The 26,620-nt window shown below is 42.0% G+C and carries 27 protein-coding genes and 1 riboswitch; of the genes, 24 read left to right on the top strand and 3 right to left on the bottom strand.

The genetic code is table 11. The annotated features are described in order from the left end of the window. Nucleotides 1–156 precede the first annotated feature (156 nt). The 11 genes from nuoI to UN64_RS05735 all read left to right on the top strand — a co-directional run bounded on the left by nuoI (nt 157) and on the right by UN64_RS05735 (nt 11,935). Nucleotides 157–576, top strand: coding sequence for an NADH-quinone oxidoreductase subunit NuoI (gene nuoI, locus UN64_RS05780; protein ID WP_077360573.1), 420 nt, complete (start codon nt 157–159; stop codon nt 574–576). Then, nucleotides 573–1,085 carry an NADH-quinone oxidoreductase subunit J gene (locus UN64_RS05775; protein WP_066293848.1) on the top strand — a complete coding sequence of 171 codons (513 nt, stop codon included), beginning with the start codon at nt 573–575 and terminating at the stop codon, nt 1,083–1,085. Before nuoI ends, UN64_RS05775 begins: the two co-directional genes overlap by 4 nt. Next, the gene (gene nuoK, locus UN64_RS05770) at nt 1,082–1,396 is read left to right on the top strand and encodes an NADH-quinone oxidoreductase subunit NuoK (RefSeq protein ID WP_066293845.1); all 315 of its coding nucleotides are present in this window, start codon (nt 1,082–1,084) and stop codon (nt 1,394–1,396) included. Before UN64_RS05775 ends, nuoK begins: the two co-directional genes overlap by 4 nt. Before the next feature lie 18 nt (nt 1,397–1,414). Next, complete coding sequence (gene nuoL, locus UN64_RS05765; RefSeq protein ID WP_077360571.1) at nt 1,415–3,283, top strand: NADH-quinone oxidoreductase subunit L; 1,869 nt, start codon at nt 1,415–1,417, stop codon at nt 3,281–3,283. Beyond that, nucleotides 3,280–4,797 (top strand): complex I subunit 4 family protein, encoded by a 1,518-nt coding sequence (locus UN64_RS05760; RefSeq protein ID WP_077360569.1) that lies wholly within the window; start codon nt 3,280–3,282, stop codon nt 4,795–4,797. Before nuoL ends, UN64_RS05760 begins: the two co-directional genes overlap by 4 nt. A gap of 3 nt (nt 4,798–4,800) precedes the next feature. Further along, nucleotides 4,801–6,336 carry an NADH-quinone oxidoreductase subunit NuoN gene (gene nuoN / locus UN64_RS05755; RefSeq protein ID WP_077360567.1) on the top strand — a complete coding sequence of 512 codons (1,536 nt, stop codon included), beginning with the start codon at nt 4,801–4,803 and terminating at the stop codon, nt 6,334–6,336. A gap of 535 nt (nt 6,337–6,871) precedes the next feature. Beyond that, on the top strand, nt 6,872–7,105 hold the full coding sequence (locus UN64_RS05750) for a DUF1146 family protein (protein WP_077360565.1): 234 nt from the start codon (nt 6,872–6,874) through the stop codon (nt 7,103–7,105). Between the two features lie 108 nt (nt 7,106–7,213). Next, the gene (locus UN64_RS05745) at nt 7,214–7,957 is read left to right on the top strand and encodes a YwmB family TATA-box binding protein (protein ID WP_171978805.1); all 744 of its coding nucleotides are present in this window, start codon (nt 7,214–7,216) and stop codon (nt 7,955–7,957) included. A 30-nt stretch (nt 7,958–7,987) separates the two neighbouring features. Then, on the top strand, nt 7,988–9,298 hold the full coding sequence (murA, locus tag UN64_RS05740) for a UDP-N-acetylglucosamine 1-carboxyvinyltransferase (protein WP_077360561.1): 1,311 nt from the start codon (nt 7,988–7,990) through the stop codon (nt 9,296–9,298). 442 nt (nt 9,299–9,740) lie between these two features. Continuing rightward, nucleotides 9,741–9,887, top strand: a complete 147-nt coding sequence (locus tag UN64_RS20480; RefSeq protein ID WP_139343027.1) for a lmo0937 family membrane protein — start codon at nt 9,741–9,743, stop codon at nt 9,885–9,887. 374 nt (nt 9,888–10,261) lie between these two features. Then, entirely contained in the window at nt 10,262–11,935 is a 1,674-nt protein-coding gene (locus UN64_RS05735; RefSeq protein ID WP_077360559.1) for a M4 family metallopeptidase, read from the top strand. A 49-nt stretch (nt 11,936–11,984) separates the two neighbouring features. Here UN64_RS05735 and UN64_RS05730 read toward each other — a convergent pair whose 3' ends face one another. Then, nucleotides 11,985–12,599 carry an RsiV family protein gene (locus UN64_RS05730; RefSeq protein ID WP_077361163.1) on the bottom strand — a complete coding sequence of 205 codons (615 nt, stop codon included), beginning with the start codon at nt 12,597–12,599 and terminating at the stop codon, nt 11,985–11,987. 193 nt (nt 12,600–12,792) lie between these two features. Between UN64_RS05730 and spoIID the strand changes: the two genes are divergently transcribed. The 10 genes from spoIID to UN64_RS05680 all read left to right on the top strand — a co-directional run bounded on the left by spoIID (nt 12,793) and on the right by UN64_RS05680 (nt 22,020). Then, nucleotides 12,793–13,824: a stage II sporulation protein D gene (gene spoIID, locus UN64_RS05725; protein WP_139343026.1), complete on the top strand. Its 1,032-nt coding sequence runs from the start codon at nt 12,793–12,795 to the stop codon at nt 13,822–13,824. Between the two features lie 191 nt (nt 13,825–14,015). Continuing rightward, entirely contained in the window at nt 14,016–14,978 is a 963-nt protein-coding gene (gene spoIIQ, locus UN64_RS05720; protein WP_077360557.1) for a stage II sporulation protein SpoIIQ, read from the top strand. A gap of 574 nt (nt 14,979–15,552) precedes the next feature. Further along, nucleotides 15,553–15,819 carry a sporulation transcriptional regulator SpoIIID gene (gene spoIIID, locus UN64_RS05715; RefSeq protein WP_007203593.1) on the top strand — a complete coding sequence of 89 codons (267 nt, stop codon included), beginning with the start codon at nt 15,553–15,555 and terminating at the stop codon, nt 15,817–15,819. A 197-nt stretch (nt 15,820–16,016) separates the two neighbouring features. Then, on the top strand, nt 16,017–17,018 hold the full coding sequence (gene mreB, locus UN64_RS05710; RefSeq protein ID WP_077360555.1) for a rod shape-determining protein: 1,002 nt from the start codon (nt 16,017–16,019) through the stop codon (nt 17,016–17,018). 288 nt (nt 17,019–17,306) lie between these two features. Next, nucleotides 17,307–18,134 (top strand): flagellar hook-basal body protein, encoded by an 828-nt coding sequence (locus UN64_RS05705; protein ID WP_077360553.1) that lies wholly within the window; start codon nt 17,307–17,309, stop codon nt 18,132–18,134. 11 nt (nt 18,135–18,145) lie between these two features. Beyond that, entirely contained in the window at nt 18,146–18,973 is an 828-nt protein-coding gene (locus tag UN64_RS05700) for a flagellar hook-basal body protein (protein WP_077360551.1), read from the top strand. A gap of 15 nt (nt 18,974–18,988) precedes the next feature. Continuing rightward, nucleotides 18,989–19,285: a DNA-directed RNA polymerase subunit beta gene (locus UN64_RS05695; protein WP_066293813.1), complete on the top strand. Its 297-nt coding sequence runs from the start codon at nt 18,989–18,991 to the stop codon at nt 19,283–19,285. Nucleotides 19,286–19,632: 347 nt separating this feature from the next. Beyond that, nucleotides 19,633–20,058, top strand: a complete 426-nt coding sequence (gene fabZ / locus UN64_RS05690) for a 3-hydroxyacyl-ACP dehydratase FabZ (RefSeq protein ID WP_066244840.1) — start codon at nt 19,633–19,635, stop codon at nt 20,056–20,058. A gap of 186 nt (nt 20,059–20,244) precedes the next feature. Then, nucleotides 20,245–21,231: a hypothetical protein gene (locus UN64_RS05685; RefSeq protein ID WP_077360549.1), complete on the top strand. Its 987-nt coding sequence runs from the start codon at nt 20,245–20,247 to the stop codon at nt 21,229–21,231. A 27-nt stretch (nt 21,232–21,258) separates the two neighbouring features. After that, entirely contained in the window at nt 21,259–22,020 is a 762-nt protein-coding gene (locus tag UN64_RS05680; RefSeq protein ID WP_077360547.1) for a hypothetical protein, read from the top strand. Nucleotides 22,021–22,189: 169 nt separating this feature from the next. On the opposite strand, the gene UN64_RS05675 is transcribed toward UN64_RS05680, so the two are convergent. Beyond that, complete coding sequence (locus UN64_RS05675) at nt 22,190–23,224, bottom strand: class I SAM-dependent methyltransferase (RefSeq protein ID WP_077360545.1); 1,035 nt, start codon at nt 23,222–23,224, stop codon at nt 22,190–22,192. A 124-nt stretch (nt 23,225–23,348) separates the two neighbouring features. On the opposite strand from UN64_RS05675, the gene UN64_RS05670 reads away from it, so the two are divergent. The 3 genes from UN64_RS05670 (at nt 23,349) to UN64_RS05660 (ending at nt 24,838) form a co-directional block, all read left to right on the top strand. Further along, nucleotides 23,349–23,945, top strand: a complete 597-nt coding sequence (locus UN64_RS05670) for an SGNH/GDSL hydrolase family protein (RefSeq protein WP_077360543.1) — start codon at nt 23,349–23,351, stop codon at nt 23,943–23,945. A 20-nt stretch (nt 23,946–23,965) separates the two neighbouring features. Next, on the top strand, nt 23,966–24,442 hold the full coding sequence (locus tag UN64_RS05665) for a GNAT family N-acetyltransferase (RefSeq protein ID WP_139343025.1): 477 nt from the start codon (nt 23,966–23,968) through the stop codon (nt 24,440–24,442). A gap of 174 nt (nt 24,443–24,616) precedes the next feature. Beyond that, on the top strand, nt 24,617–24,838 hold the full coding sequence (locus UN64_RS05660) for a hypothetical protein (protein ID WP_077360539.1): 222 nt from the start codon (nt 24,617–24,619) through the stop codon (nt 24,836–24,838). 228 nt (nt 24,839–25,066) lie between these two features. Here the strand turns inward: UN64_RS05660 and UN64_RS20790 are convergent, their stop codons facing one another. Continuing rightward, nucleotides 25,067–26,248, bottom strand: a complete 1,182-nt coding sequence (locus tag UN64_RS20790) for a DUF5667 domain-containing protein (protein ID WP_077360537.1) — start codon at nt 26,246–26,248, stop codon at nt 25,067–25,069. A gap of 83 nt (nt 26,249–26,331) precedes the next feature. Further along, nucleotides 26,332–26,417: riboswitch (cyclic di-GMP riboswitch) on the bottom strand. Nucleotides 26,418–26,620: the final 203 nt, after the last annotated feature.

The following is a 26,620-nucleotide window of genomic DNA, read 5'->3' as shown; positions in this document are numbered from 1 at the left end:
GTGGGCTCATCGCACGCCCCGCGGAAAGCGAGCATCCTGGAGCGGAGATCAACACTTTCATGAACAGCGAAGCAGCTTCTAGACTAATAGATTCCAACAAGGCAAAACCCAGTCAGTTCAATAGATAGACCAAAGCATAAGGAGCGTGATCTCAGGATGAAAGGTCTTGTGAAAGGTTTAAGCTACACCGTTAAGAACTTGACGAAGCAAAACGTGACGACAAGTTATCCGGACGTGCCGATCCAAATGCCTGACCGTTTCCGCGGTATCCAAAAGTTTTATCCGGAAAAGTGCATCGTGTGCAACCAGTGCGCGCAGATCTGCCCGACAGACTGCATCCAGTTAACGGGTAAGCCGCATCCGGATCCAGCAAAAAAAGGAAAAATCATTGATACGTACGATATCAACTTTGAAATATGTATTTTGTGCGATCTCTGTACGGAAGTGTGTCCGACAGAGGCGATTGTCATGACAAACCAGTTTGAACTAGCCGAATACAGCCGGGATGATCTATTTAAGAACCTGGAATGGCTGGATGAAAACGATGAGAACGTCAGAAAGGAGAACAAAGCATGACCGGTGAAATGATAGCTTTTTTCCTGCTAGCGCTGACAGCAATTACCGGCGGTGTTCTTCTGATCAACCTGACAAATGTCGTACACATGGTTGTCGCTCTTATTTTTACTTTTATTGCGATTGCAGGTATTTACATTACGCTCTCGGCTGAGTTCGTAGCGGTTGTTCAAGTGCTGATCTATTCAGGCGCGATTACAATCATCATGCTGTTCGGAATCATGCTGACAAGGCATCAGGAAAAAGAGAAGCGTGCACCGCGGCTAAAGATTATACTTACAGGCCTTGCGATCGGTCTTTTCTTTCTGATCATGTATGGAAAGATCAAAGACTTAAATTTTGGTCAGCAGGACGTGGAACTGCACGTTGATAACACGAAAAAAATCGGGATTGAGCTGTATTCCCATTACGTCATCCCGTTTGAACTAACATCAGTACTGCTCTTAGTAGCACTGATCGGCTCCATCATCCTCGCAAAACGTGACGATGATGAGAAGGAGGCAAAAAAATGAGCTCTGTACCTTTAACGGCTTACTTGATGCTTGCCTTGATCCTATTCTGCATAGGACTCTTCGGTGCACTTACAAAACGAAACGCGGTTATTGTGCTCATTTCAATAGAATTGATGCTGAATGCCGTAAATATTAACTTAGTAGCTTTTGCGAAATACTCAATTAATCCGGGGCTTACCGGACAGATTTTCTCCTTGTTCACCATTACGGTAGCGGCTGCAGAAGCGGCAGTCGGGCTTGCGATCCTGATCGCGCTGTATCGCAACCGCCAAACGGTAAACGTGGATGAAATGGATACGATGAAGCGATAAGAGAGGAGATGGACAATTATGTTGCAGATGAGTTGGCTTATACCGTTATTCCCGCTTTTATCCTTCATTCTTTTATTGCTGTTCAGAAAATCCAAAAGTGAAAGCACCGCTTGGATTGGTGTGCTTTTAACAGGAATTTCGCTCGTCATGTCTGTTGGTGTATTTTTAGCTGTCTGGCAAGGTGAGGGGATAAAAACGGAAGGAACATGGTTTCAGATCGGTGAACGGGCGATCACGATGGGCTTTGAGGTGAATCCTCTTAATGCGCTCATGCTCGTCATCGTTTCACTCGTCAGTTTTTTAGTACATCTGTATTCAAAAGGGTACATGCACGGCGACGAACGATTCCCAGTATTCTTCGCCTATTTAGGATTGTTTTCATTCGCGATGCTCGGACTGGTTGTTTCTCCTAATCTATTACAGCTATATATGTTTTGGGAGCTTGTAGGACTAGGTTCTTTTCTATTAATCGGATTCTATTATTTTAAACCGGAAGCAAAGGCCGCTGCGAAAAAAGCCTTCGTCATGACCCGTATCGGGGACGTTGGTCTGTTTATCGGGATGGTTTTGCTATTTTGGCAGGTTGGCAGTTTCGAATATGACGAGATTTTTGCTTCTGTAAAAAATGGCGACATCTCATCAGGGATGCTGACGCTCACGGCGCTTTGTATTTTTGTAGGAGCGGTCGGAAAATCAGGTCAGCTGCCGCTTCACACATGGCTTCCGGATGCGATGGAAGGTCCTACACCCGTTTCGGCGCTCATTCACGCTGCAACGATGGTAGCAGCAGGTGTGTACTTAGTAGCGGCGATGTATCCTCTTTTCCAAGCGTCAGAAGCAGCATTGACGGTTGTTGCAGTTGTCGGGGGATTGACTGCGATATTCGCGGCATCGATCGGCCTCATGCAAAAAGATATTAAACGCGTTTTAGCGTACTCCACTGTCAGCCAGTTAGGATACATGATGCTAGCGCTAGGTGCATCAGGCTATGTGGCAGGGATTTTTCACCTGACGACACACGCCTTCTTTAAAGCATTGCTGTTCTTAGCAGCCGGAAGTGTCATTCATGCTGTACATACACAAAACATCGAAGAAATGGGCGGACTATGGAAAAAGCTTCGGATCACGGGGCCACTCTTTTTGATCGGGGCACTCGCGATCTCAGGGGTTCCGCTTTTATCAGGATTCTTCTCAAAAGATGAAATTTTAGCAAGCACCTATGCAGACGGCAAATACGGACTGTTCTGGCTCGCTGTCATCGCCGCATTCATGACGGCGTTCTATATGTTCCGTTTGTTTTTCCTTGTGTTTACAGGAGAAGCGCGCGGCAATGAGAAGGGTGTTCATGAATCACCAAGCGTAATGACATTCCCGATGATCGTGCTTGGTGTGTTAGCGGTCGTTGCGGGTTACTTGAACACAACATGGTTTGGAACATTTTTATCCGATTACCTGGCTCAAGGACCGGTTGAACTGCCGCACGGCGATCACCATGGACCTGCTTGGATCCCGCTTGTTGCCACACTGGCTGCCGCTTTAGGAATCGGTCTCGCTTATTTAATCTATCAAAAAGGGACTCTTTCAAGAGACTGGATTACTAGATCGTTCCCAAGTCTCGCAGAAGTCATTTACAACAAGTGGTATATCGATGAAGGCTATGATCAAACCGTTGTAAAAGGAACAAGAGGATTGAGCAAGCTGGGTGTTCTCTTTGACCGTTATGTTGTGGATGGACTAGTAACAGCTGTAACGAACGGTGTGCAAGGACTGAGCAAGATCGGCTCGCGTCTGCAGAACGGCCAAGTGCAGTCCTACGGAACAGCGGCTATCTTTGGAATCGTGATTTTATTACTTATTGTGGCATTGACAGGGGGGTATTTCTCATGAACGCATGGCTTCTTTCCATCTTGATCTTTTCCCCTTTGTTAGGAGTGCTGGTACTCATGTTTGTACCTTCTAACGATGAAAAATCGATTAAATGGCTTGGTGTTTTAGGAACACTTTTCCCATTAGGCATCGCACTAGTCGTCCTCTCAGCTTTCAAAATGGGAGGAGAAGGGCTGCAGCTGACGGAAAAATTCAGTTGGATCTCTTATGAAGTTTTTCAGTCAAAAGGTCAGGTAAGCTATCCGATCTTTTATGAAGTAGGGGTTAACGGACTTTCGATGGTGCTGATCCTCTTGACAGCTGTCGTTTCAGTGCTCGCAGCAATCGCTTCTTTCTCTATCAAACAAAACTGGAAAAGCTACTTCATTTTGTTTTTCCTTCTGGAAATGGGAATGCTCGGCGTTTTTGCCGCTCAAAATCTGTTTTTATTCTTTATTTTCTTTGAAATCACGCTCATCCCGATGTTTTTCTTAATCGGACGCTGGGGTTACTTAGAAAAAGAAAAAGCGGCTTATAGCTTTTTAATTTACAACGGTGTTGGTTCAGCGATTCTACTGATCGTGTTCGTCGCGCTGTTCATGAAAACAGGTACGATGAACTTCGAACAGCTTGCTTACACGTTTTCACTGCCGCAAGCAGAATTGAACCAGTTGTTTATCACAAAGGGCTTTAAGATGGGGATGCTGATCGCGCTTCTGGTCGCATTTGCCGTAAAGCTGCCGGTTTTCCCTCTGCATTCATGGATGGTCCGAGTGCACGTACAGGCACCGCCGGCGATCGTTATGATTCACTCAGGGATTCTTTTAAAAATTGGAGCATATGGCGTCATCGTGTTTGGGGCAGGCATGTTTCCTGATCAGTTCAAGTCACTCGCCTTTGTTATCGGACTTTTCGGTGTGATCAACCTGCTTTACGGGGCGTTTTTAGCTTTAACCCAAACCGATGTAAAACGCGTACTCGCATATTCTTCCGTTTCGCATATGGGAATCGTGCTGATCGGTCTTGCTGCTGGAAATGAATTTGGCATGACGGGTGCCGTTTTCCAAGTAGTCTCTCACGGATTGATATCAGCACTCTTGTTTTTCCTAGTCGGTGCTTTATATGAACGGTCCGGCAGTTCCGAGTTAAGCGCATTTGGCGGGGTGGCAAAAAGGATGCCGATTCTGGCAGGTGTATTCCTAGCAGGCGGTCTCGCATCACTCGGTCTCCCCGGGATGTCCGGATTCATCAGCGAGTTCATGGCGTTTTTAGGATTATTTGAAAAAATGCCAGTGTTAGCAGCTGTGGGAACCCTTGGCCTGATTTTAACTGCGGTTTATGTATTGAGAGCCGTGCTGGCAATTACGTTTGGTGCTGAAAAAGAACTGCATGAAGCGCGGGATTTAACTTCGTCGGAGCGGGTTCCAGCGTTCGTGCTCCTCGCAGCGATTCTTTTTATCGGAATCTATCCAGCGTGGTTAAGTGATATGCTCCGTCCAACATTAGATGCCATTCTGCTAGGGTTAGGGGGCTAATCGATGGATCTAGATACGTTATTATCCTTTAAATGGAGCGTTATGGCTCCGGAATTTATCATACTTGGTGTTGCGACGCTGCTATCTGTGATCGACCTTTTTATGAAAAAAGAAGCCAGCCGTAAACCTTTGGCATGGCTTGCAGGTGCAGGAGTGCTCGGTGCACTTGCTGCGATCTTCATGCAGCTGGATACTGAAGTAACGTCCATTCTCTATGATACGTATAGACTTGATTCCTTTTCAAAGGCATTTAAGATTTTGCTTTTGCTCGGAACTTTGCTAGTTTTGGTCCTAGCATCCAACTACAAAAAAGAAGACATAGACGAGAACCGCGGAGAATTTTACTACTTGCTGCTGTCTGCTCTATTAGGGGCAATGATGATGGCTTCGAGCGCGGACTTGATCACCTTGTTCGTCGGTCTGGAACTTCTCTCACTTGCTTCTTATATCATGGCAGGACTTGAAAGACGCAATAAACGAAGCAACGAATCAGCGTTTAAGTATGTAGTTTCTGGCGGAATCGCAACAGCGATCACGTTGTTTGGAATGAGTTATGTTTTCGGTCTGACAGGTGAAACGAATCTGTTTTTAATCGCTCAAAATATGCAGGACCCAGAATTACTGAAGCACGGATTCCTATTGATGTTCGCATTCCTGATCACGTTTGCCGGGCTCACGTTTAAAATTGCAGCAGCACCTCTTCACATGTGGGCGCCAGATGTGTATGAAGGAGCACCGGTTCCGGTCACCGCATTTTTGAGCGTAGTTTCAAAAACAGCGGGATTCGTGATCTTGCTGCGCTTTATCATCATCACGTTTATCGCAGCACCCGGAATCGACAGTGAATCACTTCTGTTGGAAGTCCAGCCGTATGTCATGATCTTGGCAGCTACCACAATGATCATCGGAAACGTAACGGCACTTCGTCAACGGAATATTAAGCGGATGTTCGCTTACTCGTCCATTGCACAAGCAGGTTACATCTTAGTTCCTTTTGTTTCGAACTCGTCGCTTTTATTTGAACTGATCTGGTTCTATCTTTTAGCGTATCTGTTTATGAATATTGGTGCGTTTACGATTATTCAAGTCTTAACTGCTCAGGAAAAATCAAACGACATCAGTATTTTTAGAGGGTTGTTTAAACGATCACCGTGGCTCGCTGTACCGATGACATTTTTCCTTTTATCATTGGCAGGAATCCCGATTACAGCTGGATTTGTTGGGAAGTTCGGAATCTTTATGGGAGCGCTTGGCCTCGAGCCCGCTCATTATTGGCTTGCAGCTGTAATGATGGCAACAACTCTATTCTCTTATGTGTACTACTTTAATGTTATCGCGGTTATGTTTTTCCGGGATGGCGAAGGGGCGAAGGTTTCTGTTCCATCAGGTATGGCAGCGGTACTCGCATTTTGCGCCGTATCGACGATCATTCTTGGCGTAATGCCAGATCTCGCACTGGATTTCTTTTACGGAAATTTTGATATTAATGAGTTTTTCATGAATATCGAAGCGGTTGATACACATACGCACGATCATTAAACATTGGCTCGTTGAGGTTGCAAGTTGACCTTAGCGGGTTTTTTTATTGCCGCAGATGGACTGAGGTTAAACGATTCTTAAGCAGGTGTTTGTCGAACCCGTGGGAATATTTCATTTAACCGTGGGATTAAGTCCATTTTTCGTGGAATTAAAAGAGCTAAGCGTGGAATTAAATCGATTTTACATGGGATTATTGAAATTCAGCCTAGAATCATGAGTCGGTCAGGTTACAATACGCAAAATCTGTGCGTCAGGTACGGACTTTCTCACAGAATGTTTCTCTCAATAAGAACGCTCTCTTTTCTATAAAAATAATGACGTAAAATGAGCCAAAACTCCCGTAACCCTGTCCGTTTTTAAACGACTATATAAGAGGAAGTAAATATTAAAAATTAAATAATCGTTACAACTTTTTGAACACTTGAAAAGTAAGGGCTTTCATAAGGCAAAAGTAGGGATAAAGTATCTTTTTTTAATGAGAAGAAAGAATTATGCTTAAAGTTGTCGAAATATGTAATAGGGGGTAAGTTGATTTATGATTCCAGTAGGACAACAGGCTTTATTACATATAATCGTACATTTATTGTTTATTGTCATTGCTTGGTGGGCAATGCAGGCGATTCACTTTGATAAATGGATCAAAAAAGGCAAGGTTATGCAGGCGAGAGTGCTCTACATCTTAATGGTTATCAGCCTCGCAAGTCTAGCCAGTGATTTCTTTTTAAAGTATCTACAGTATTCCACCAATCTCAGTCAATTATTTGGCTGATTCCGTGACACAAATTCATTAACGGAATTGTCGGAATATGACTACAAGTTCCACGGATATCCTTTCTCTCTTTGGCAACAATGAGAAATAGAGAGGATGTGCTGGGGAATGAAAAAATGGACAATGACGATTACAGCAATTTTGCTTATTATTATGGTTTCATCTGGATACGCAAAAGACGATCAAACAAATGAAGTAGCACATATAATAGACGTTTTAAAAGAAAAAGGTGCGGAACCTGACAAATGGACCATGTATTTTAATGGGGAATTAGGTTTTACATCTAAAGGACTAGGGTATTTAAAACAAGCAGAAGAGCTTAAGCGTAATTATCCTGAATTTAGCTGGGTGGCAAGTGAAGATGATGCTGGTCATCACAAAATGACCGGGAAGTTTCAGCATGATGAACTTGGTCTAACTGAGAAGGTTACCATCATCACATACCCCCAAAAAGAACAAACTGCATCGTATTTTATTTATGCGGTTGAAGGACTTGTAAATACAAATCAGAATTGGAAAGAAATTCGACGCTTGTTGGATAACCGTATTAAAGATTCTGTAGGAGGAAATCCCAAAATTTTCTCTTGTGTTACCGGTACATACGGTGATAAAATGGTGGTTGATTTGTATTCGCAAGCAAATAAATTGGTACAAGCTTTTTCTGGCGTTTCTGTAGAGGAATTAAAGGAAGAGACGTTTGTGTCACTATCTGCATATACTGGACAGTGGGAACAAGCGATTTATACCGGTCATCAAAATAAAATGAATCTTCAGGTGGCGTTAAGATCTGAAGGATTGGGCAGTAAAACTACTGTCACAATTGGCACACCAATAATTACGTCTGAATATTAATATACAAATTGGACGCGGAGGGGAATATCGTTGGAAAAAATCATTGTCCGTGGTGGTAGGCGGTTAGAGGGCTCTGTACGAGTTGAAGGAGCTAAGAATGCCGTACTTCCTGTCATCGCAGCATCCATTTTAGCCAGTAGAGGCACGAGTACTATAAAAGAGGTGCCCACTCTTGCTGATGTTTTTACGATTAATGAAGTATTACGCTATTTAAATATTGATGTAGCTTTCGAAAATGGGCAGATCCATGTTGACGCTACAAGTGAATTAAAAACGGAAGCACCATTTGAGTATGTCCGTAAAATGAGAGCTTCATTCCTAGTTATGGGACCATTGCTTGCTCGAGTAGGACTATCTCGCATTGCACTTCCTGGAGGATGCGCAATCGGATCACGTCCGATCGATCAGCATCTTAAAGGTTTCGAAGCGATGGGTGCTACTGTTAAGATCGGCAACGGCTTTATCGAAGCAAAAATCGATGGCCGCTTGCAAGGCGCTAAGATTTATTTGGACTTCCCAAGTGTAGGTGCTACTGAGAACATCATGATGGCAGCAACACTTGCTGAAGGAACAACAGTTATTGAGAATGCGGCAAAAGAACCAGAAATCGTTTGTTTAGCAAACTATCTGAATGCTATGGGTGCTACTGTGATCGGTGCAGGTACAGGCACAATCCGTATTGTTGGTGTAGAAGAGCTAGCTGGTGCTGAGCATACTGTTGTACCAGACCGTATCGAAGCAGGAACTTATATGGTAGCTGCAGCAATTACACAAGGTGACGTGTTAATTGAAAATGCTATCGCAGAACACTTGCGTCCTTTGATCGCAAAAATGGAAGAGATGGGTGTTCAGATTCATGAAGAAGGCCAAGGACTTCGTGTTCGCGGACCTCGTGAATTAAAGCCTGTTGATATTAAAACAATGCCTCACCCAGGATTCCCGACTGATCTTCAGTCGCAAATGATGGCACTATTGCTTCGTGCAAACGGAACGAGTGTTATTACGGAAACTGTGTTTGAAAACCGCTTTATGCACGTGGAAGAATTCCGCCGCATGAATGGTGACATTAAAATCGAAGGCCGTTCTTCTGTAATCAACGGACCTGTAAATCTTCAAGGTGCTGAGGTTGCTTCAACAGACCTTCGCGCAGGTGCTGCTTTAGTACTTGCTGGGCTTGTTGCAGAAGGTTACACTCGTGTAACTGAATTGAAGCACATTGACCGTGGATACGTTGATTTTACTGGAAAACTATCTGCATTAGGTGCTGACATCGAACGTGTAAACGAAGGTGTTGAAACAACACCAGCGAAAGAGCAATCATTAAAAAGTAATTTAGCTTAATATCTATCATCCAAGAACCCTCGATGAGAGGGTTCTTTTCATTTGAGCTTTTTTGCTAAAAGTTGCTGCTTCTGGTGGGATTTTTTGTGATTTGCCTTCATTGCAAGGTTGATTGGAGTGCAAGGTGCGTGCCTGCCCCACCTGAGAAACTTCTCGCAAGGCATGCGACGAGGAAATCACTGTGTTAGCATTAACTTGCAGACGCAGGAGCAAGGACTTCCTTGAAGCGGGACAGGTGAGACCCCGCCAGCGCGAAGCATAGGGAGGCTCACCGCACGCCTGCGGAAAGCGAGCATCCTGGAACGGAGATCAACTACTTTCAAAAACAACCAGGAATATCAAAAGCATCCTTTCATTTTTATTGTAAAAACGTTTATAACCTCGATGGTTCGGGAAATCTATAACTAGTTGCAAGAATACATTTTGAAAGGATGTCGAACTCATGCTTTGGACAATAGCCGCAATTTTATTAGTATTATGGTTGCTAGGTTTTCTTTTCGACGTCGCAGGCGGAATCATTCATATTCTACTCGTCATCGCTGTGATCGTCTTCCTATTGAACTTCTTTAAAGGCAGAAAAATGAAATAGCTGTTTATAATGAAAAAGCCGGCCGGTGTGGCTGGCTTTTTTGTTGTCGTGTCGAAAATTCGATAAATATCCGTATGTGTGGAATTATTGGAGATTACCGTGGAATAATTCTGGATTACCCTGTAAAAATTCATCATTACTCTGTAATATTTCAAAATCACCTTAAATGAGTGTTTGATTGGAGCGTTTTAGTCATAAAACGCTTCTTTTTTTATGCGTGTGGTAGTTCTATTCTCCTATTTTTTTGAAAATAAGCTTTCGGTTGGTACATTATAATCAAAATTTTTTAAATAGTTTGAAAATAAAATAAATAATGGTAATATAAATCCACTGGCTTCAAAAAAATTACATAAGGCAAAGGGGATAGAACAGGGATGAATACAAAGAAATTTGCAGCATGGGGTTTAGCACTGGGGTTGGCAGTGAGTCCGCTGGCAGGAGGACAAGCATCAGCAGATTCACCGGTTAATGTTTTATCGACAAAGCAATTTAACAGTTTAACGGGTACGCCATCATTCGTATCAGGTAAATTGTCTGAGGCTTCAAGCAAATCTGCGAAAGATGTCGTTCTTTCATATATTCAAAAAGAATCCCAGACTTTCAAGCTTGGGAGCCAAAAAGCTGCTGAGGCTTTCACAGTAAAATCAGTAACAAAAGATGAGCATGGGCGCCAAATGGTCCGCCTTCAGCAAACATATAAAGGAGTACCGGTTTGGGGCTCTACACAAGTGGCACATGTAAACGATCAAGGAGAACTTCTTGTATTCTCTGGTACAGTAGTTCCGAATTTGCAGGACAAGCCTGGACTAGGGTTTGGGAAAAAGATTACTGCTTCCAAAGCAGTTGAAGCAGCTGTTGCAGATTTAGGCTTCACACCTGAATATGAAGCAGATCCAACTTCAGATTTGGTGGTTTACACGCAAGGAGACGAAGCAGCTTATGCGTATCTCGTTAACCTGAACTTCTTATCTCCTGAACCAGGGAACTACAATTATTTTGTAGATGCCAAAACAGGAAAGATTCTTAACTCTTACAACGATCTAGATGAAGCGAACGGCGGTCACAAAGCACCTCCTGGAGGCGGTGGAGGCACATTAGTTGGAACAGATGCAGTTGGTACTGGAACGGGTGTCCTTGGTGACACGAAGTCGCTGAACACGCTATTATCAAACGGAACATACTACCTGCAGGATAACACGCGTGGAGGCGGCGTATTCACATACGACGCAAAGAATCGCCAGCAGCTGCCGGGCAGCCTTTGGGCGGATGCGGATAACCAGTTCAATGCTTCCTATGATCGAGCAGCTGTAGATGCACACGTTTATGCAGGCGCAACGTACGATTATTATAAAGAAGTATTTAACCGCAACTCATATGATAATAATGGGGCAGCGCTTAAATCATCCGTTCACTACGGCAGAAACTACAACAACGCATTCTGGAACGGCCAGCAGATGGTATATGGAGATGGAGATGGAACAACATTCGTTTCACTATCCGGCGGTCTGGATGTTGTAGCGCATGAATTAACACATGCTGTTACAGACTTCTCATCTGATCTGATCTATCAAAATGAATCAGGTGCACTAAACGAAGCGATGTCTGATATCTTCGGAACGCTTGTAGAGCATCACGAAAACAACAACCCGGATTATGAGATCGGTGAAGACATCTATACGCCAGGAACGAATGGTGATGCACTTCGTTCGATGAGTGATCCAACAAAATACAATGATCCAGACCACTATTCTGTTCGCTACACAGGAACAGGAGATAACGGCGGCGTGCACATCAACAGCGGAATCATCAACAAAGCAGCATACTTGCTGGCAGTTGGCGGAACGCATTATGGTGTGACGGTACCTGCGATCGGAAACGATAAAGTGGGAGCGATCTACTACAGAGCAAACACTGTTTACTTAACGGCTTCTTCTAACTTCAGCCAAGCGAGAGCAGCTCTAGTTCAAGCAGCAGCTGATCTTTACGGTGCAACATCAGCTGAAGTGGCTGCTGTTAAAAAATCATATGACGCAGTCGGTGTAAACTAAATCACTGCAAAACCCTGATCTTCCACGTGAGGATCAGGGTTTTTTATCGTTATAAACTATTCACCGCCAGCTTTCCAAGCGGCCCGTTCTCATCAATAATATTTTGCAGATCGAATAACGAGATTACAAACATCGGAAATCCGTAAGCGTAAGCAGTAAGGTCATACAGCTGAAAATAGATGACGAGCGCTTTATCGGCAATATAGTAATCTTGGTTCGGGCTGATGGTTTTGAATGGTTCAAACGTGAAAATCTCCTGCTGTTTAATCTGTTCTTTTATGATCCGATTCAATACCTGCACGTAGTTGCTGCCAGGTTTGAAGAGGTCTTTTAGCTGATATGTGCGTCCTGTTGTCAGGTCCCATGTTTGCGATTTGATATACGTCATTCCGTGTGCCGCCATTGGAGTGTAGCCGTAGTTTAAGAATCCGATGCTAAGAATGTTCTTTTCGTTTGTTTTTACAGCGAACTCTCCATACATAGTAGGCCGGGCTTCAGGATTTTGCATCTGCTGGAGCTCTTGGTTGATCTGAATGATCTGCTGATTTACCTGCTGCTGAATGCGAGGATTGATCCTGCCTTCTATTTGAGGATAGTAAATCCTCATCTGGCCAGGGGAATACGTAAGCGTCCTGACAAGAACAGGAGGCTGAAAGTTGTCCATACCGCTCACCCTTTCGTTGGGTCTCCTTATAATTTATGCGGCGGGCGGCTTGTAACAGAAGGCTTGAAAACAAAACTTGTAAACTGGTCGTAGCAAGCACATTTCAATTGTAAAAATACTAGTTTTCATGTTCTAAAGGTTCAACCTTTTGTATAAGTTGTATGGTAGAAAACAAATAGGAGGGCATTGGAACGTGAATGTAAAAATTAAGCCACTGATCTGGATTCTAGCAATTTTTGTTGCCGTAATCGTCTTGCTCCCTGCCATACTCGTGCTACCATTTTCGTCGGCGCCCCCTGAATGGAAAGAACAGAATCAGGCAAGGCCATCTGAGAGAATGCTAGCTTTGGAAATTCCACACTCGGACATCGTCGTTCCTGTATTTCGTACAGAAAAGGATACAGTCGAGAACATCCCGTTAGAAGAGTATGTGGCAGGAGTGGTAGCCTCTGAAATGCCGGCGGAGTTTGAGCTCGAGGCGCTGAAAGCACAAGCATTAACCGCTAGAACGTTTATTGTAAAAGCAATGCTAAACCCCGGGAAAGATGATAGTTTACCAGAGGAAGCGGTCGTATCCGACACGATCATGCACCAGGTGTACAAAGGAAACGATGAACTTGAGGCGCTTTGGGGAGACGATTTTAACAAGAAGCTCGCAAAGATTGTAGAAGCCGTCACAGAGACAAAAGGACAGATCTTAACGTATGAAGGAGAGCCGATTCAGGCAAGCTTCTTCTCTACAAGCAATGGATTTACCGTTAATTCAGAAGACTATTGGAAAAATAAATACCCATACTTAAGAAGTGTGGAAAGTCCATGGGATAAGAAGTCGCCGAAGTATGTGCAGACTATTCAATTGCAAGTTAGAACCGTTGAGGAGAAGCTGGGCGTTTCGATCAAGAAGGACGGCAAAGTCGGCAAGGTTGTCGCAACAACGAGCGGAAAACGAATCGGTAAATTCGCGATCGGGAAAAAAGAGTTCACCGGAAAAGAAATTAGAGAGAAGCTGGGTCTCCGCTCAACTGATTTTCAAATGGAGAAAAAGGGGAAAGAGATCACCATCACTACAAAAGGCTATGGACATGGAGTTGGTTTGAGCCAGTATGGCGCAAACGGGATGGCGGAGGAAGGCAAGTCGTATAAGGAGATTGTAAACTATTATTATAAGGGGATTGAAATAACAGATTACAAGCCGATTGCAGACAAGGGATTGGCTCTGAAGTGAATTGTGTGAGAATTGAAAGGGGTCTGTCCCGGGTCTGTCCCCGGGACAGACCCCTTCTATATAGAGAACCGCATTGTGTCATAAGGCATGGTGCGGTTTTTTCGTATGTCGAAAGAAACTTTCAAAAAATTTTCGCACTAAAGTATATATTTTCAGAATTCTGTTCAAACTTGTTGCTGAGGTGATGAAAAATGAAAGAAGAAGAAAAACAAAACAAAAAAACAGTACCGATGAAAGGTAAGAATGCTATGAAAAAACGTTGGGTTTATCCTGCAGTGTATCTTAGTTTTGCAGCAGTCATTTTAACATCTGTTCTATGGTATCAAAACGATGCGAAAAATACGGAGAATAATAATACTCCAGAAAGCGCATTAGAAGACGATGGAACAGCAGTACCAGTTTCACTTACAAAAGAAGTATTCCAAATGCCAGTCGCTGACCCTGAAGCCATTGAAGTAGTGAAGGATTTCTTTAGTTCAGACGCTACAGCCCAAGAGCAAGAAGCAGCACTGGTATTCTATAACAATATCTACTACCAAAACCGTGGTATCGATCTAGCAACAGAAGATGGTAAATCGTTCGATGTAACCGCTGCACTAAGTGGTAATGTTGTAAAAGTTGCAAAAGACCCTGCACTAGGCTTTGTTGTAGAAGTTGAGCATGACAAAGGTGTTGTCACACACTATTCATCATTAGCTTCTGTATCTGTTAAGCAAGGCGACCAAGTGAAACAAGGAGCAGTTCTTGGACAAGCTGGCGAAAATGCTTATGATAAGGATGCGAAAGTTCACGCACACTTCGAAGTCCGCAAAGACGGAGAAGCAGTGGACCCAGTAATGGCTTGGGATCAATCCGTAGCACAGCTTGCTTCAGCTGTTGAAGATTCTCGTAAAGAGATGAAGAAAGCAGAAGAGCAAAAAGCGGCGGAAGAGCAGAAAAAAGCTGAAGAGAAAAAGCCTGCTGAAGAAAAGAAGCCAGCAGCACCAAAAGCCGATGATAAAGGCGGCAAAGACACAAAAGGCACGAAAGACGACGGTAAAGACGGCAAAGATGCTAACCGTGAACAAGAATCATCATCTCAATCTGCAGAAGACACTGATGCTCCAGCAGAATCAGATGAAACATCAGCAGATGATTCAGGTGCAAACGAATAATTTTAAAAATGGAAGCTGTCTCGAGGATATCGGGGCAGCTTTTTCATTTTGTAAAAGAAATAATGAAGATTTTGCTCGGCAAAATGGACGATATGAAAAGGTTTGAGCGTAGGAAGGTTTTTTTGAGCGGTAGTGCAGGTGTTTTGAGCGAAGCGTGAAGATTTTGAGCGTAGATCGTGAATTCTGAGCGTAGCGCAGTATTCTTGAGCGAACGTGTAACAGAAAAAAGAACACGTACCGTAAACCACATAATCACCACCAATTTCCTCAGCCGAGCCTCCTTTCACCAATAAGTTTTTCACCTGTATATGCAGGTTTTTTCACAAAAATGGACATTTCCCCTTGTCCCAGTTGAGATTTAGGCATATAACGAAAACTTGGTTAATAAGATGTTACAAAACCTACAATAATTCAAATTGAGGGTGAGCGGTGAGAAATCGTACTATGGCTGCGGTGGAAAAAGGGGAATGGAAGCAATACTTATAAGCCGAAGATGACAACAGAACTTGTCACGTAGCTTGTTCATAGAAGTCTCTATCGCATCTCTCACATCCATTTTAGGGAGGCGAGTGGTGTGCACGATTACATCAAAGAGCGAACCATCAAGATAGGACGGTATATCGTGGAGACAAGAAAAACAGTCCGCATGATCGCAAAAGAATTCGGGGTTTCCAAAAGCACGGTGCATAAAGACCTCACCGAGCGGCTGCCTGAAATTAATCCGGATCTTGCAAACAATGTAAAAGAAATCCTCGAATACCACAAGTCCATCCGGCACTTGCGGGGTGGAGAAGCGACGCGCGTAAAATATAAAAAAGGCACAGAGGAAGTTGTTCAATAAATAATTCTGTGAATGATAGGGATGCAACATGACACGAAAATCATTATGTGCCCATCGGTCTGACGTCCAATAATTAATTTTTGACAATATTTCACCTTGTTCGACAAACTTGTGATATAATGATAAATTGGATAGAACTTCGATTTTTTACTAAAAATGTCATTATATTGTATGGATGTTAACAGGGAGGATATAACATGTTTTCAAGGGACGTTGGAATTGACCTTGGTACCGCTAATGTATTGATCTATGTAAAAGGAAAAGGGATTGTGCTTGACGAACCATCCGTCGTTGCGATCGACACGAATACCGGAAAAGCACTCGCTGTTGGAGAAGAAGCCCGCCGCATGGTAGGCCGTACACCAGGCAACATTGTAGCAATTCGTCCGCTGAAAGACGGCGTAATTGCTGACTTTGAAGTAACTGAGCAAATGCTGAAACACTTTATTAATAAAATAAAAGTGAAGGGCGTGTTTGCTAAGCCAAGAATCTTGATCTGTACGCCAACGAACATTACGTCTGTCGAACAAAAAGCCATTAGAGAAGCTGCGCAAAAATGCGGCGCTAAGCATATTTTTCTTGAAGAAGAGCCGAAAGTGGCTGCAATTGGGGCGGGGATGGATATCTTCCAGCCAAGCGGCAACATGGTTGTTGACATCGGTGGTGGCACAACTGACGTTGCGGTCTTGAGCATGGGCGATATTGTCACCTCCTCTTCTATTAAAATGGCTGGGGACAAGTTCGATACTGAGATCCTTCAGTACATAAAGAAAGAGTACAAGCTGTTGATCGGTGAGCGCACAGCGGAAAATATCAAGCTGAACGTAGCTACAGTATACCCTGGCGCGCGTGACGAAGAGCTTGAGATCCGCGGTCGTGACATGGTATCCGGCTTGCCGCGTACGATTACGGTTCACTCAAAAGAAATTCAAAAAGCGCTGATGGAGCCTGTGATGGTAATCGTTCAAGCTGCGAAAAGCGTGCTTGAAAAGACACCGCCAGAATTATCAGCTGACATCATTGACCGTGGCATCATGCTGACAGGTGGAGGCGCTTTATTGCACGGAATCGACAGACTATTTGCAGAAGAATTGAAGGTTCCAGTACTTGTTGCTGAAGAGCCGATGAAAGCCGTAGCGAACGGAACAGGCTTAATGCTTGAACATATGGATAAAATCGCGAAAAGAAAAGTGTTTTAATTAAGGAATGCCACCCGGATTGGGTGGCATTTTTGGTTTTTGACTTGTTATTGAAGCTTAGTGAGTGTCAAGCAACATGATTTATATCGGTATCTGGTAAGTTATGATCCTTTAAATCCATTTATAGGCTTTTTGACAAACGGTCACTATGAACCTTCTGGTACAAATTCCTCATTTTAAAAAGGAATCCGTCATTTTTCGCAGAATCTTATTAAGAAATGTAAAAATCTGTCGATATGAACGATGAGACATTTTGTGTCCAGATTACAAGTGCAGGAGGAATACTCCGTGTTAAGAGGATTTTATAATGCTGCCGCCGGCATGCTGGCACAGCAGCGCAAACAAGAAATTTTAACGAACAATATGGCGAATGCCAATACACCTGGATATAAAGCGGACAACGCAAGTCTGCGCACGTTCCCGACAATGCTTCTTCAGCATATGGGACAAACCGAGATCAACGGCAATAAAATTCCGAACAACCACCCGGTAGGAATTCTTTCAACGGGCGTTTATGTTCAAGAGACGACGCCGAACTTTATGCAAGGCGATCTTCGCGAGACAGGAATCAAGACGGATGTTGCTCTTTTACAAGGACAAGTGCCTGCTGATCCTGAAACAGGACTGCCGGGTGGACTCCTTTTCCGTTTGAACGTAAACGGACAGGAGCGCTTTACACGAAACGGTCATTTCTCAGTTGATGCAGATGGCAGTCTAGTAACGCCTGAAGGACATTATGTTCTTGGAACGAATGGAGAACGAATCACGGTAACCAGTGAAAATTTTACGGTGAACAAGAACGGTCAGGTAATCGATAACGGTGCGGTAGCAGGACAGATCGATGTTGCATTTGTAGCGAATCCTAACAATCTAGTAAAAGAAGGGTCAGGACTTTTCAGACTAGATGGAAATGGGGAAGCCGCTAGTGCGATCGGCAATCCGGCAATCACGTATAACCTGCAGCAAGGTTTTGTTGAACGCTCGAACGTGAACACAGAACAGACGATGACGGAGATGCTTACGGCATACCGTGCATTTGAAGCGAATCAAAAAGTGCTTCAAGCCTATGACCGTACGATGGAAAAAGCCGCAAATGAAATTGGCCGAATCGGCTAGGGGGATCACGCATGAACCAGTCTATGATTTCAGCAGCAGTGACGATGGGACAGCTTCAGCACAAGCTCGATACCATTTCAAATAACATGGCGAACAGCACGACGAACGGCTACAAACGCCGGGAAACACAATTTTCTGATCTGCTTTTTCAGCAGATGGAGAGTAAGGCTCTAAACCCTACTGAAGATGGCCGATTGACTCCGAACGGCATCCGGCTCGGGAGCGGCGCGCGTGTTTCTTCTACAGCCATGAGCATGGAAACCGGAACATTACAGCAGACAAGCAGGACACTTGATGTTGCGCTGACAGAACCAGGACACTATTTTACAATTGGCGGAACAGACAACAATGGAAATCCAATGCCGCTGTATACAAGAGATGGCGCGTTCTACTTATCGCCTTCTGCTCAAGAGCCTGGCTATCTCGAGCTTGTTACATCTGAAGGGAATCAAGTGTTGGGAGATGAAGGTCCAATTTTGATACCTGAGGATCATAATAAAATTACCATTGGACAAAACGGTCAAGTTTCGGTAACGTTAAATAATGGAGAAGTTGTTGAATCAGGTCGAATTGGTGTTGTGAATATGATTCGTCCGCAGCTCATGTTGTCGGTTGGACATAATCTGCAGCTGCCAGAAGGAATTCCATTAAATCAGCTTTTTGAAGAAGTTAATGGGGGAGCAGGAAACTTTGTTCAGCAGGGCGTGTTGGAGTCTTCCAACGTGAACATTTCAACCGAGATGACAGAACTGATTCAAACACAACGTTCTTATCAATTTAATGCGCGTTCTCTTACAATTGCTGACCAGATGATGGGGTTGGTAAACGGGCTTCGCTAAATGGGGTAGGTTTGTATGACAACGAATGAAATGCATGAGCAAGAGTTAAATAAAAAAGAAAATCAAAAAACACAGCGATATCAGGAGAAAAAGAGTTCTTCAAAGGAAGAGAAGAAGAAACTGATCCACCGCGGCACAAAGAGAAGCTTTCCGATCTGGCTTCGGCTTTTACTGCTGATCTGTGGAATCGTGGTTTGTTTTGCTATCGGTACAATGGTGGGCTATGGTGTGATCGGTGACGGAAAGCCGATGAATGTCTTTGAGAAGGAAACGTGGACACACATTATCGACCTTGTAGAAAAAGAGAAGTAAAGATATAATAATAAAACAATGGCAGATTTACAGAGTCATTGTTTTTCTTTTGATTAGAATTAGTACCAGGTAACAATACCAAGTATAATAAAAGTAAATGATGATGATCTTCGTAGTTGAAAGTAGTTGAAAGTAGTTGATTTCCGCTCCAGGTCCTCGCTTTCCATGGGGCGTGCGGTGAGCCTCCTGCCGCTTTGCGCCATTAGGAGTCTCCACCTGACCGCTCGTCCCATAGGAGTCTCGGACCCTGCGCTTCAATCAACTTTTCTACGAAGTACTTTAGTAAAACTAACTCAGAAAAAACATTCTTTTAGAAAAGCACATAAAAAGAAAGGTGATGTTAGCGTATGTTAACCATTGAAGAAATCAAAGAAATTATCCCGCATCGTTATCCATTCTTGTTGATCGACCGCATCTTAGAAGTAGACGAAGGGCAGCGTGCAGTCGGCATCAAAAACGTAACGGCAAATGAAGAGTTCTTTAACGGCCACTTCCCTGAGTACCCGGTAATGCCAGGGGTGTTAATAGTTGAAGCTCTAGCACAAGTTGGAGCAGTAGCGATGCTGAAGAAAGAAGAAAACCGAGGGAAGCTTGCATTCTTTGCAGGTATTGACAACTGTCGTTTCAAAAAGCAAGTGGTACCAGGAGATCAGTTGCGCTTAGAAGTTGAGATGACACGTGTTCGCGGTTCAATCGGTAAAGGCAAAGGAATTGCGACAGTCGATGGTCAGGTAGCATGCGAAGTCGAAATCACCTTCGCACTAGGTAAATAAGGGGGACTGTCCCTAACACGATAATTATAAAGGCGTAAAATGTATCATGTTTCCTAATTGGGAATATCATTCATTTTACGCTTATTTATTACGTTTTTATGATTCCTCCTAAATTATCATCTATTGGACAATATTGGATAAAATTCATGTATAATAATGTTGTATTTTAAAAAGGGGGAGTTTTCAATGGCTTATTTATATTATGCTAAAGTGAATGTGAATTCTAACATTCATGAAATTCATCAAACTAAACAAGAGAGTATTAAAGAAATAATGGATCGAGTATATGATCGATTAAATGATGAAGTAGAATATATTAAAGAAGAAACAAACGAATTTATTAATGATTCTGGTGAAGAACAAAGTATAAAAAAAACGGAAACTTATAATTTTTCACAATTAGATAAAATTAAAGATATTAACAAATTTTATATCTCTGGAAAATTAGTACGACGCTTTCCGTATAAAGGAGAAGAATTTGACGAGGAAACAAGAGAATCAGAAATAGTTATATATAAAAACAATTCAGTAAGTACTTATTTTTTGTTTGATTTGAGATCTGAGATAGTTGTATTTTTTGAAAGAAATAAACTAGGTTATAACCAGTTCATGGAGGGCTTCCAGGGGTTATTGGATTTACATATTCCCGATATTGGATTTCAAGTCTTTTTAGCTAAAGATAAATTTTCAATTAGGGAAAGAATAAAAATGATTCGAAAAGTTTATAAAATTACCTCAACAATTATTCCGCCTAATGCTAATGAGGAGGCTTTGGAAGAGTTGTATGACAAAAAATCTGATGAGATGGCTGAGAGTAATACAACACGACAAACGAGTATTTTTGAATCACATAAGAGAAATAAAAAGGGTTTAGATTTAAATTCAAAAGAAGTTTCAAAAGTAATAGATATTAGCGAAGCTTTCATCAGTAAGGGATATGGAAAAATGAAAGTAGAAGGGGAAACTAGTGAGGGTATAGAAATCCATTATGATTCTGATGCAGATTCACCCTTCCAAACTAGAATTTCTGAAAAACAAAAAAATGATAAAGATTCATTTATTGATACAGCACTTAAAGGAATAACTGCAATCTTAGGTAAGCAAACTATTGATAGAATAAAGAATGAGAATGAAAAACCTAATAAATTAAATGATCCGCCTCAAAATAAATGAGTTTATCAGAAAGATGGTGAATAATCTTTGAATAGACTTACATACAAAAGTTTAAAAGCAGAAGTGAATCCACCCAATTATGTATTTGATATTAAAAAGTTTGAAGTATACTTTTCATTAATATGCTCATTAGTATTAACATTGTTATTATTAGTTGTTACTATTAAGTCAAATACTTATGAAATAATTAAATTACTTGATGTTACAAGAAACATTTTATTAAATACAGTTTTCGGATTACTGGGAATGCTAGGTTTTATTGTTTCAGGTTTAGCAATAATAACAGGTACTATTAATAATAAAATTACGCAAAAGTTGATTGAAAATGATAAATATAAGTCACTCCTTTCTATCTTTTTTAGTTTTGCTTTTATAGGTAAATTTATCGGTATATTAATAGTCGCATTAATTATGGTTTACTTTCTTGGGAGTATGCCTTTATCTTTTAATATTTGTATCTTTCTAGGATTATCTTTTGTATTATCTTTTAGTTTATTTTTTTCAATATTCTTTGCAGTATCTTTATTGATAACCTGCATAAATATCTTTCAAATTAATTTTAATTATTCCGCAGAGGATAGAGTTTCAATTATAGAAAGTCAAGAAGAAATAGATATTCGCTTCAATGATGCAAGAATTGATACATTAACTAGTATTTTAATTAATAAAGCAAATTTAACAAAAGAAGAGTTTACTGATGAACTTATTAAGAATATAAATAATGATTGTCCAGAAGAATATAAAAAAAAGGTTATAAAAAAAGCTAAAAAATACTATCATTTTGAGTGAGAATTAACAATTAACATACAAAATTATTGAGGGCTTTATAATATTCGTGGATTCAAATTTAGTCCGTTCATCCCAAAAGATAAAAAGTTACTTAGAACCACTAAAAAAACGTTTTAACTACAGCTAAGTACTTGTACCATATTGCGTGAACGGACCTTTTACTAAATTCCTATTTCGCCTTCGCCACAATCCCATTATGCACTTTTATATAGCCGTGCTTCATAATATCCAGTCCGTTCTCATACAGATAAAGCCCCATCTGCTCGAGCGTCATGAGCTCCCGGTACGTATGGTTCATCACATCCGCCATGATCTCGTAATACAGCTTTGATCGAAGCTGGGCTCGCGGTGTTGTCATCACAATATAGCCGCCAGGTTTTAAAAACTTCCGGTGCCATTCCACAACCTCAGCCTTCATGGAATCAGGGAAGTGCTCAAGCAAACCGACGCTCAGCACAATATCAAACTCCTTCCCGTAAGGAAGATTGCGAATATCGTCCACTACATATGAAATATTAAAATCGTCTTTAAAATAAACTTTTTCTCCGCCTGTACTAGGATTTTTCCCTAAGAACGGATATAACTCAGGGAACTCTGCAAACCTCGCATCCCGGCAAAACGGATCGTAATCGACCATTACAACTTCACCGCCAGGATACATTGCAGAGAGCTGCATCGCTTCATATCCTTCAGCCGCACCCAAAAATAAAATGCGAGGTTTTTGAACATCCAGCCCTTCAAATAGCGCACGCTTTCCGCGTGGATCCCAAATGCCATCCTGTACCCGGTGAACATAATTCCATAAATGAATGCGCAAATAATCTCCGAGCGCTACTTTTACTTCAGAAGGCTTAAAGCTTTTTAAACTATGAAAAAAGGCACCCTTCTTTTCGTGGATTTCAGCGGGAACATCCTTCGAAAACCACTCATGAAAAGACTGGTTGAACATCGTCCAGGAAGTTTGGACAGGCAGGATCTCGCCATGCTCCTTCTCCCAATCCAATTTTTCCTTCGAAAACGAAGTCACCTCATACGGCTTCCCGATGTCTTTCCATGAAACGGTCGACCAGTCATTCACCGTATTTACTTTTACAAACTTCTCATATTCTTTCTGACTTTTATATTGCCGCAAATCCATACGATAGGACGGCATCTTTTCCGTCTGACCTAATGTAACCGGGCGATGAACAGCAGTTTCGATCATGTTCTTCCTCCTATAAAAAGGATTTTCTATATGTATTCCAAAACGGCCGTGCAAAATCCTCTAAATGATGTTTTATTTACGCACATGGTAAAATAAGAGAAATGAACAGGAGGGGGAAGCAGTTATGAAAATCATTTTTATCGGAGACAGCATCACAGCTTCTAACAAGAATACGGATCCTGAAAGACTGGGAAACGGGTATGTGCGGATGATTAAAGATGTTTTGCCAGAGGACGTTAAAGTAATCAATAAAGGGGTTAATGGACATCGTGTTACTGACCTTGCCTTTCGCTGGGAGAGGGACGTTATTGATTTAGAACCTGATCTTTTAACGGTTTCCATTGGAATCAACGATGTGTGGCGGCAGCTCGACAGCCCAGATCTCCCGCAAGTAGATGTTTCTAAATTTCAAGAGGTTTATCGTGAGTTGTTGTCACAGCTTCCCGCCACTACAAAACTCGTACTTATGGAACCGACGATCATAAAAGAGAACCCGCAATCTAAGGGAAATCAGATGCTGATTCCGTATGTAGAAGTTGTTCGAAAGCTGACGGTGGAGTATGATGCAGTGCTCGTCCCGACACATGACGTTTTTATTGATCACCTAACAAAAAAGCCTGACGTTTCATTAACATCAGACGGTGTACATATGAGAAAAAAAGGGAACGAACTGATCGCAAAAGCTTGGCTGAAAGCAGCAGAACCACTAATTGAACAATAAAATGAACAGGGGTTATGAATATGGGGAACGTTGTACTTACTTTTTTCGATGAAATTCATCGTGAAGCTCTTAATGCCTTTGATCTAGCTGAAGACCAAAAGAAATTCACCGCCATGCCAAGTGACGCTTTGAAAATATGCGAAGAAGATCGTAGCCGAAACCCAGTGGTTATCATGGCTTCAGACGTGCCAGTAGGCTTTTTTGTTCTGCATACAGGTAAGAATATTCGTGATTTTACAGCGAATCCGAATGCAATGGTCATTCGTGCCTTGTCCATCAATCAAAAAGAGCAGGGGAAAGGCTATGCGAAAGAAGCAATGCTGCAGCTGCCAGCGTTTGTCTCTACTCATTTTTCTGATATCAAAGAACTTATTTTAGCTGTTAACTTTAAAAACGAACCTGCAAAGAAGCTGTATGAAAAAGCAGGATTCCAAGATCGCGGTCAGATCAAACATGGACCGGTCGGACCTCAATATGTGCTGCATTATGATGTATAAAGTCGTTTTATATTAAGCCAATATAAAGATGGTTTAGGAAGTGTAAAGTCTCCGTTATGACTTGGTAAATTGCGTCTTTTCAGGATTTTTTCGTGATATATTCTGAGCAGGGACAAACAAATCCCATACTCATGCAAAAAATCATAATGAAAATCCGAAGGGAGCAATTTAAAGATGAGCAAAACGTTTATGGCGAAAATCGGAGCATCTCTTTTGGCAATTATGTTAATCACTGCATGTAACAACCAGGACGACAACACGGAAGAAGAAACAAACACAGAACAAACTGAAACTCAAGACGAGGAAACATCAACTGAGGAAGAAACATCAACAGAAGAAGGTTCTACTGAAGAAACTTCAACAGATGAAGAATCAACTGAGGAGTCAGCTGAATAAGATATAAAAACGGACCAGGCCTCTACCTACCAGAGAGGACCTGGTGTTTTATTTTTTTGGAGGGAGCGGGTTGCGGAAATGAAACCTCGTGTCGAAAATCGTTTATATCTTAATTAACGTGGAATTTTTCATTTTAATGTGCGATTCCAGACGGCTAACGTGTGATTTTATAAAATAACGTGCATATATGTGTAAAAACCCTGCCAAAAGCTTCGGCAGGGTTCATTATTATTCTTTGTTTTTACCTTTATTCTCTTTTTCTTTACCTTTTTCATCGTCTCCACGGTCATTTTCACGATCATCATTGTCTTTTTGTTCTTTAAGATCATCATTTTTTCCGCGATCTTCGTTTTTAGATTCCTCTTTTTTAGGATGCTCTTTCTTAGGCTCTTCCTTCTTCGGCTGTTCCTTTGCCGGAGGAGCTTCTTTCTTCACATCGTCTTTTTTAGGATGTTCCTTCTTAGGCTGCTCTTTTTTAGGAGCGGGAACAAGAGGCTGCTGCTTTGTTTGCTTTTCTTTTACAGGCACTGCTGTAACGGAAACAGTGTCTTTATCAGCTTCTGTTGTGTCACCAGCTGGCTCTTCCGTTTCAGGTGTTTCAGTTAGAGAATCTTCTTCCTCAGTAGACTCATCATCTTCTTTATTCTGCTTCTTCTCATGCTTTGCTATTTTCTTTTCGAGCTTTCCAAACGCTTTTGCAATATTTTTAGATAGTGCTTCTTGTGCTTTTGGGTTATCAATTTTTTCAAGAGCCGTCATTAACGCGACGATATTTTGGAAGAACTTTTTCTCAAGCTCGGTAGCAGTATCTTCTTCCTCTTCAGCTGCTGAATCTTCTTCTGCAGCTTCTTCGTCGCCAGTTGTTTCGTCTTCTGTGCCTTCCTCAGCAGGTGTTTCCTCGGCTGCTTCCTCTTCGGTTACATCCCCAGCTGTTACTTCTTCAGAAGCTTCTTCCTCTATTTCAACAGCTTCTTCTTGCTGAGCAATCGCTTCTTCTAAAAGCTTTGTTGCGCCTTCAACATCACCTTCTTGTAAAAGGACATTTGCTTCCTTAATACGTTCAGCTGCAAAATCAGCCAAAAGTTTCGCTTCTTCATAGTCATCTGTCGTTACAGCCAGTTGGATTTTCTCCATCATAATTTTTACAAAATAAAAGAAATCTCCAGGTACTAGATCTGGTGCTTCTTCATCAGCGGGCTCTTCGGATTCAGCAGGCTCCTCTGCCGCTGGATCTTCTGTTGTATTTTCATCTGTCGTTTCTGGTGTTGTCGTCTCAGTTGTTTCCTCTGTTTGTGTTTCTTCAGCGGGTTCTTCTACTGGTGTTGCAGCGTCTGTGTTAGCAAAAACGGACGGTCCAAACCCCGTTGTTGCAAGTCCTAACGCTAAAAATGAACTTAAAATCTTCTTCACTTTCATTCTCCCTTTCTTATTTAAAGAATTGGAAAACTATAAAAAGACACACTCATGCCGTTTGGCGGAGTGTGCTCCGAAAAAACGGCAGCTGGCTGGCATTACACGGTGTGCAGAAGCCCCTTTAGCTTTGCGTCCCTATGTTTCCATAGGTTTGCCTTTATCCTTTTACGTTTCCAGTGTTCGTGATTCATGCTTTATATCGGTTGAAAGTGATTTAGATATAAAGGTTTTAAGAAAAAATAAGAAAATTTACCTATTTATTTACAGCCTTATCAGCCGAATGGCGCATTTTCCAAAATAAGAAAACGTGGGATAATAATTGAAATGAAAGCGCTAACTTAAATGGTTTTGTGCAAACGCTTTCACTTA

The organism is Fictibacillus arsenicus, from assembly GCF_001999465.1.
Lineage (GTDB): Bacteria > Bacillota > Bacilli > Bacillales > Fictibacillaceae > Fictibacillus > Fictibacillus arsenicus.
This window is presented reverse-complemented; position numbering and strand designations above follow the sequence as displayed.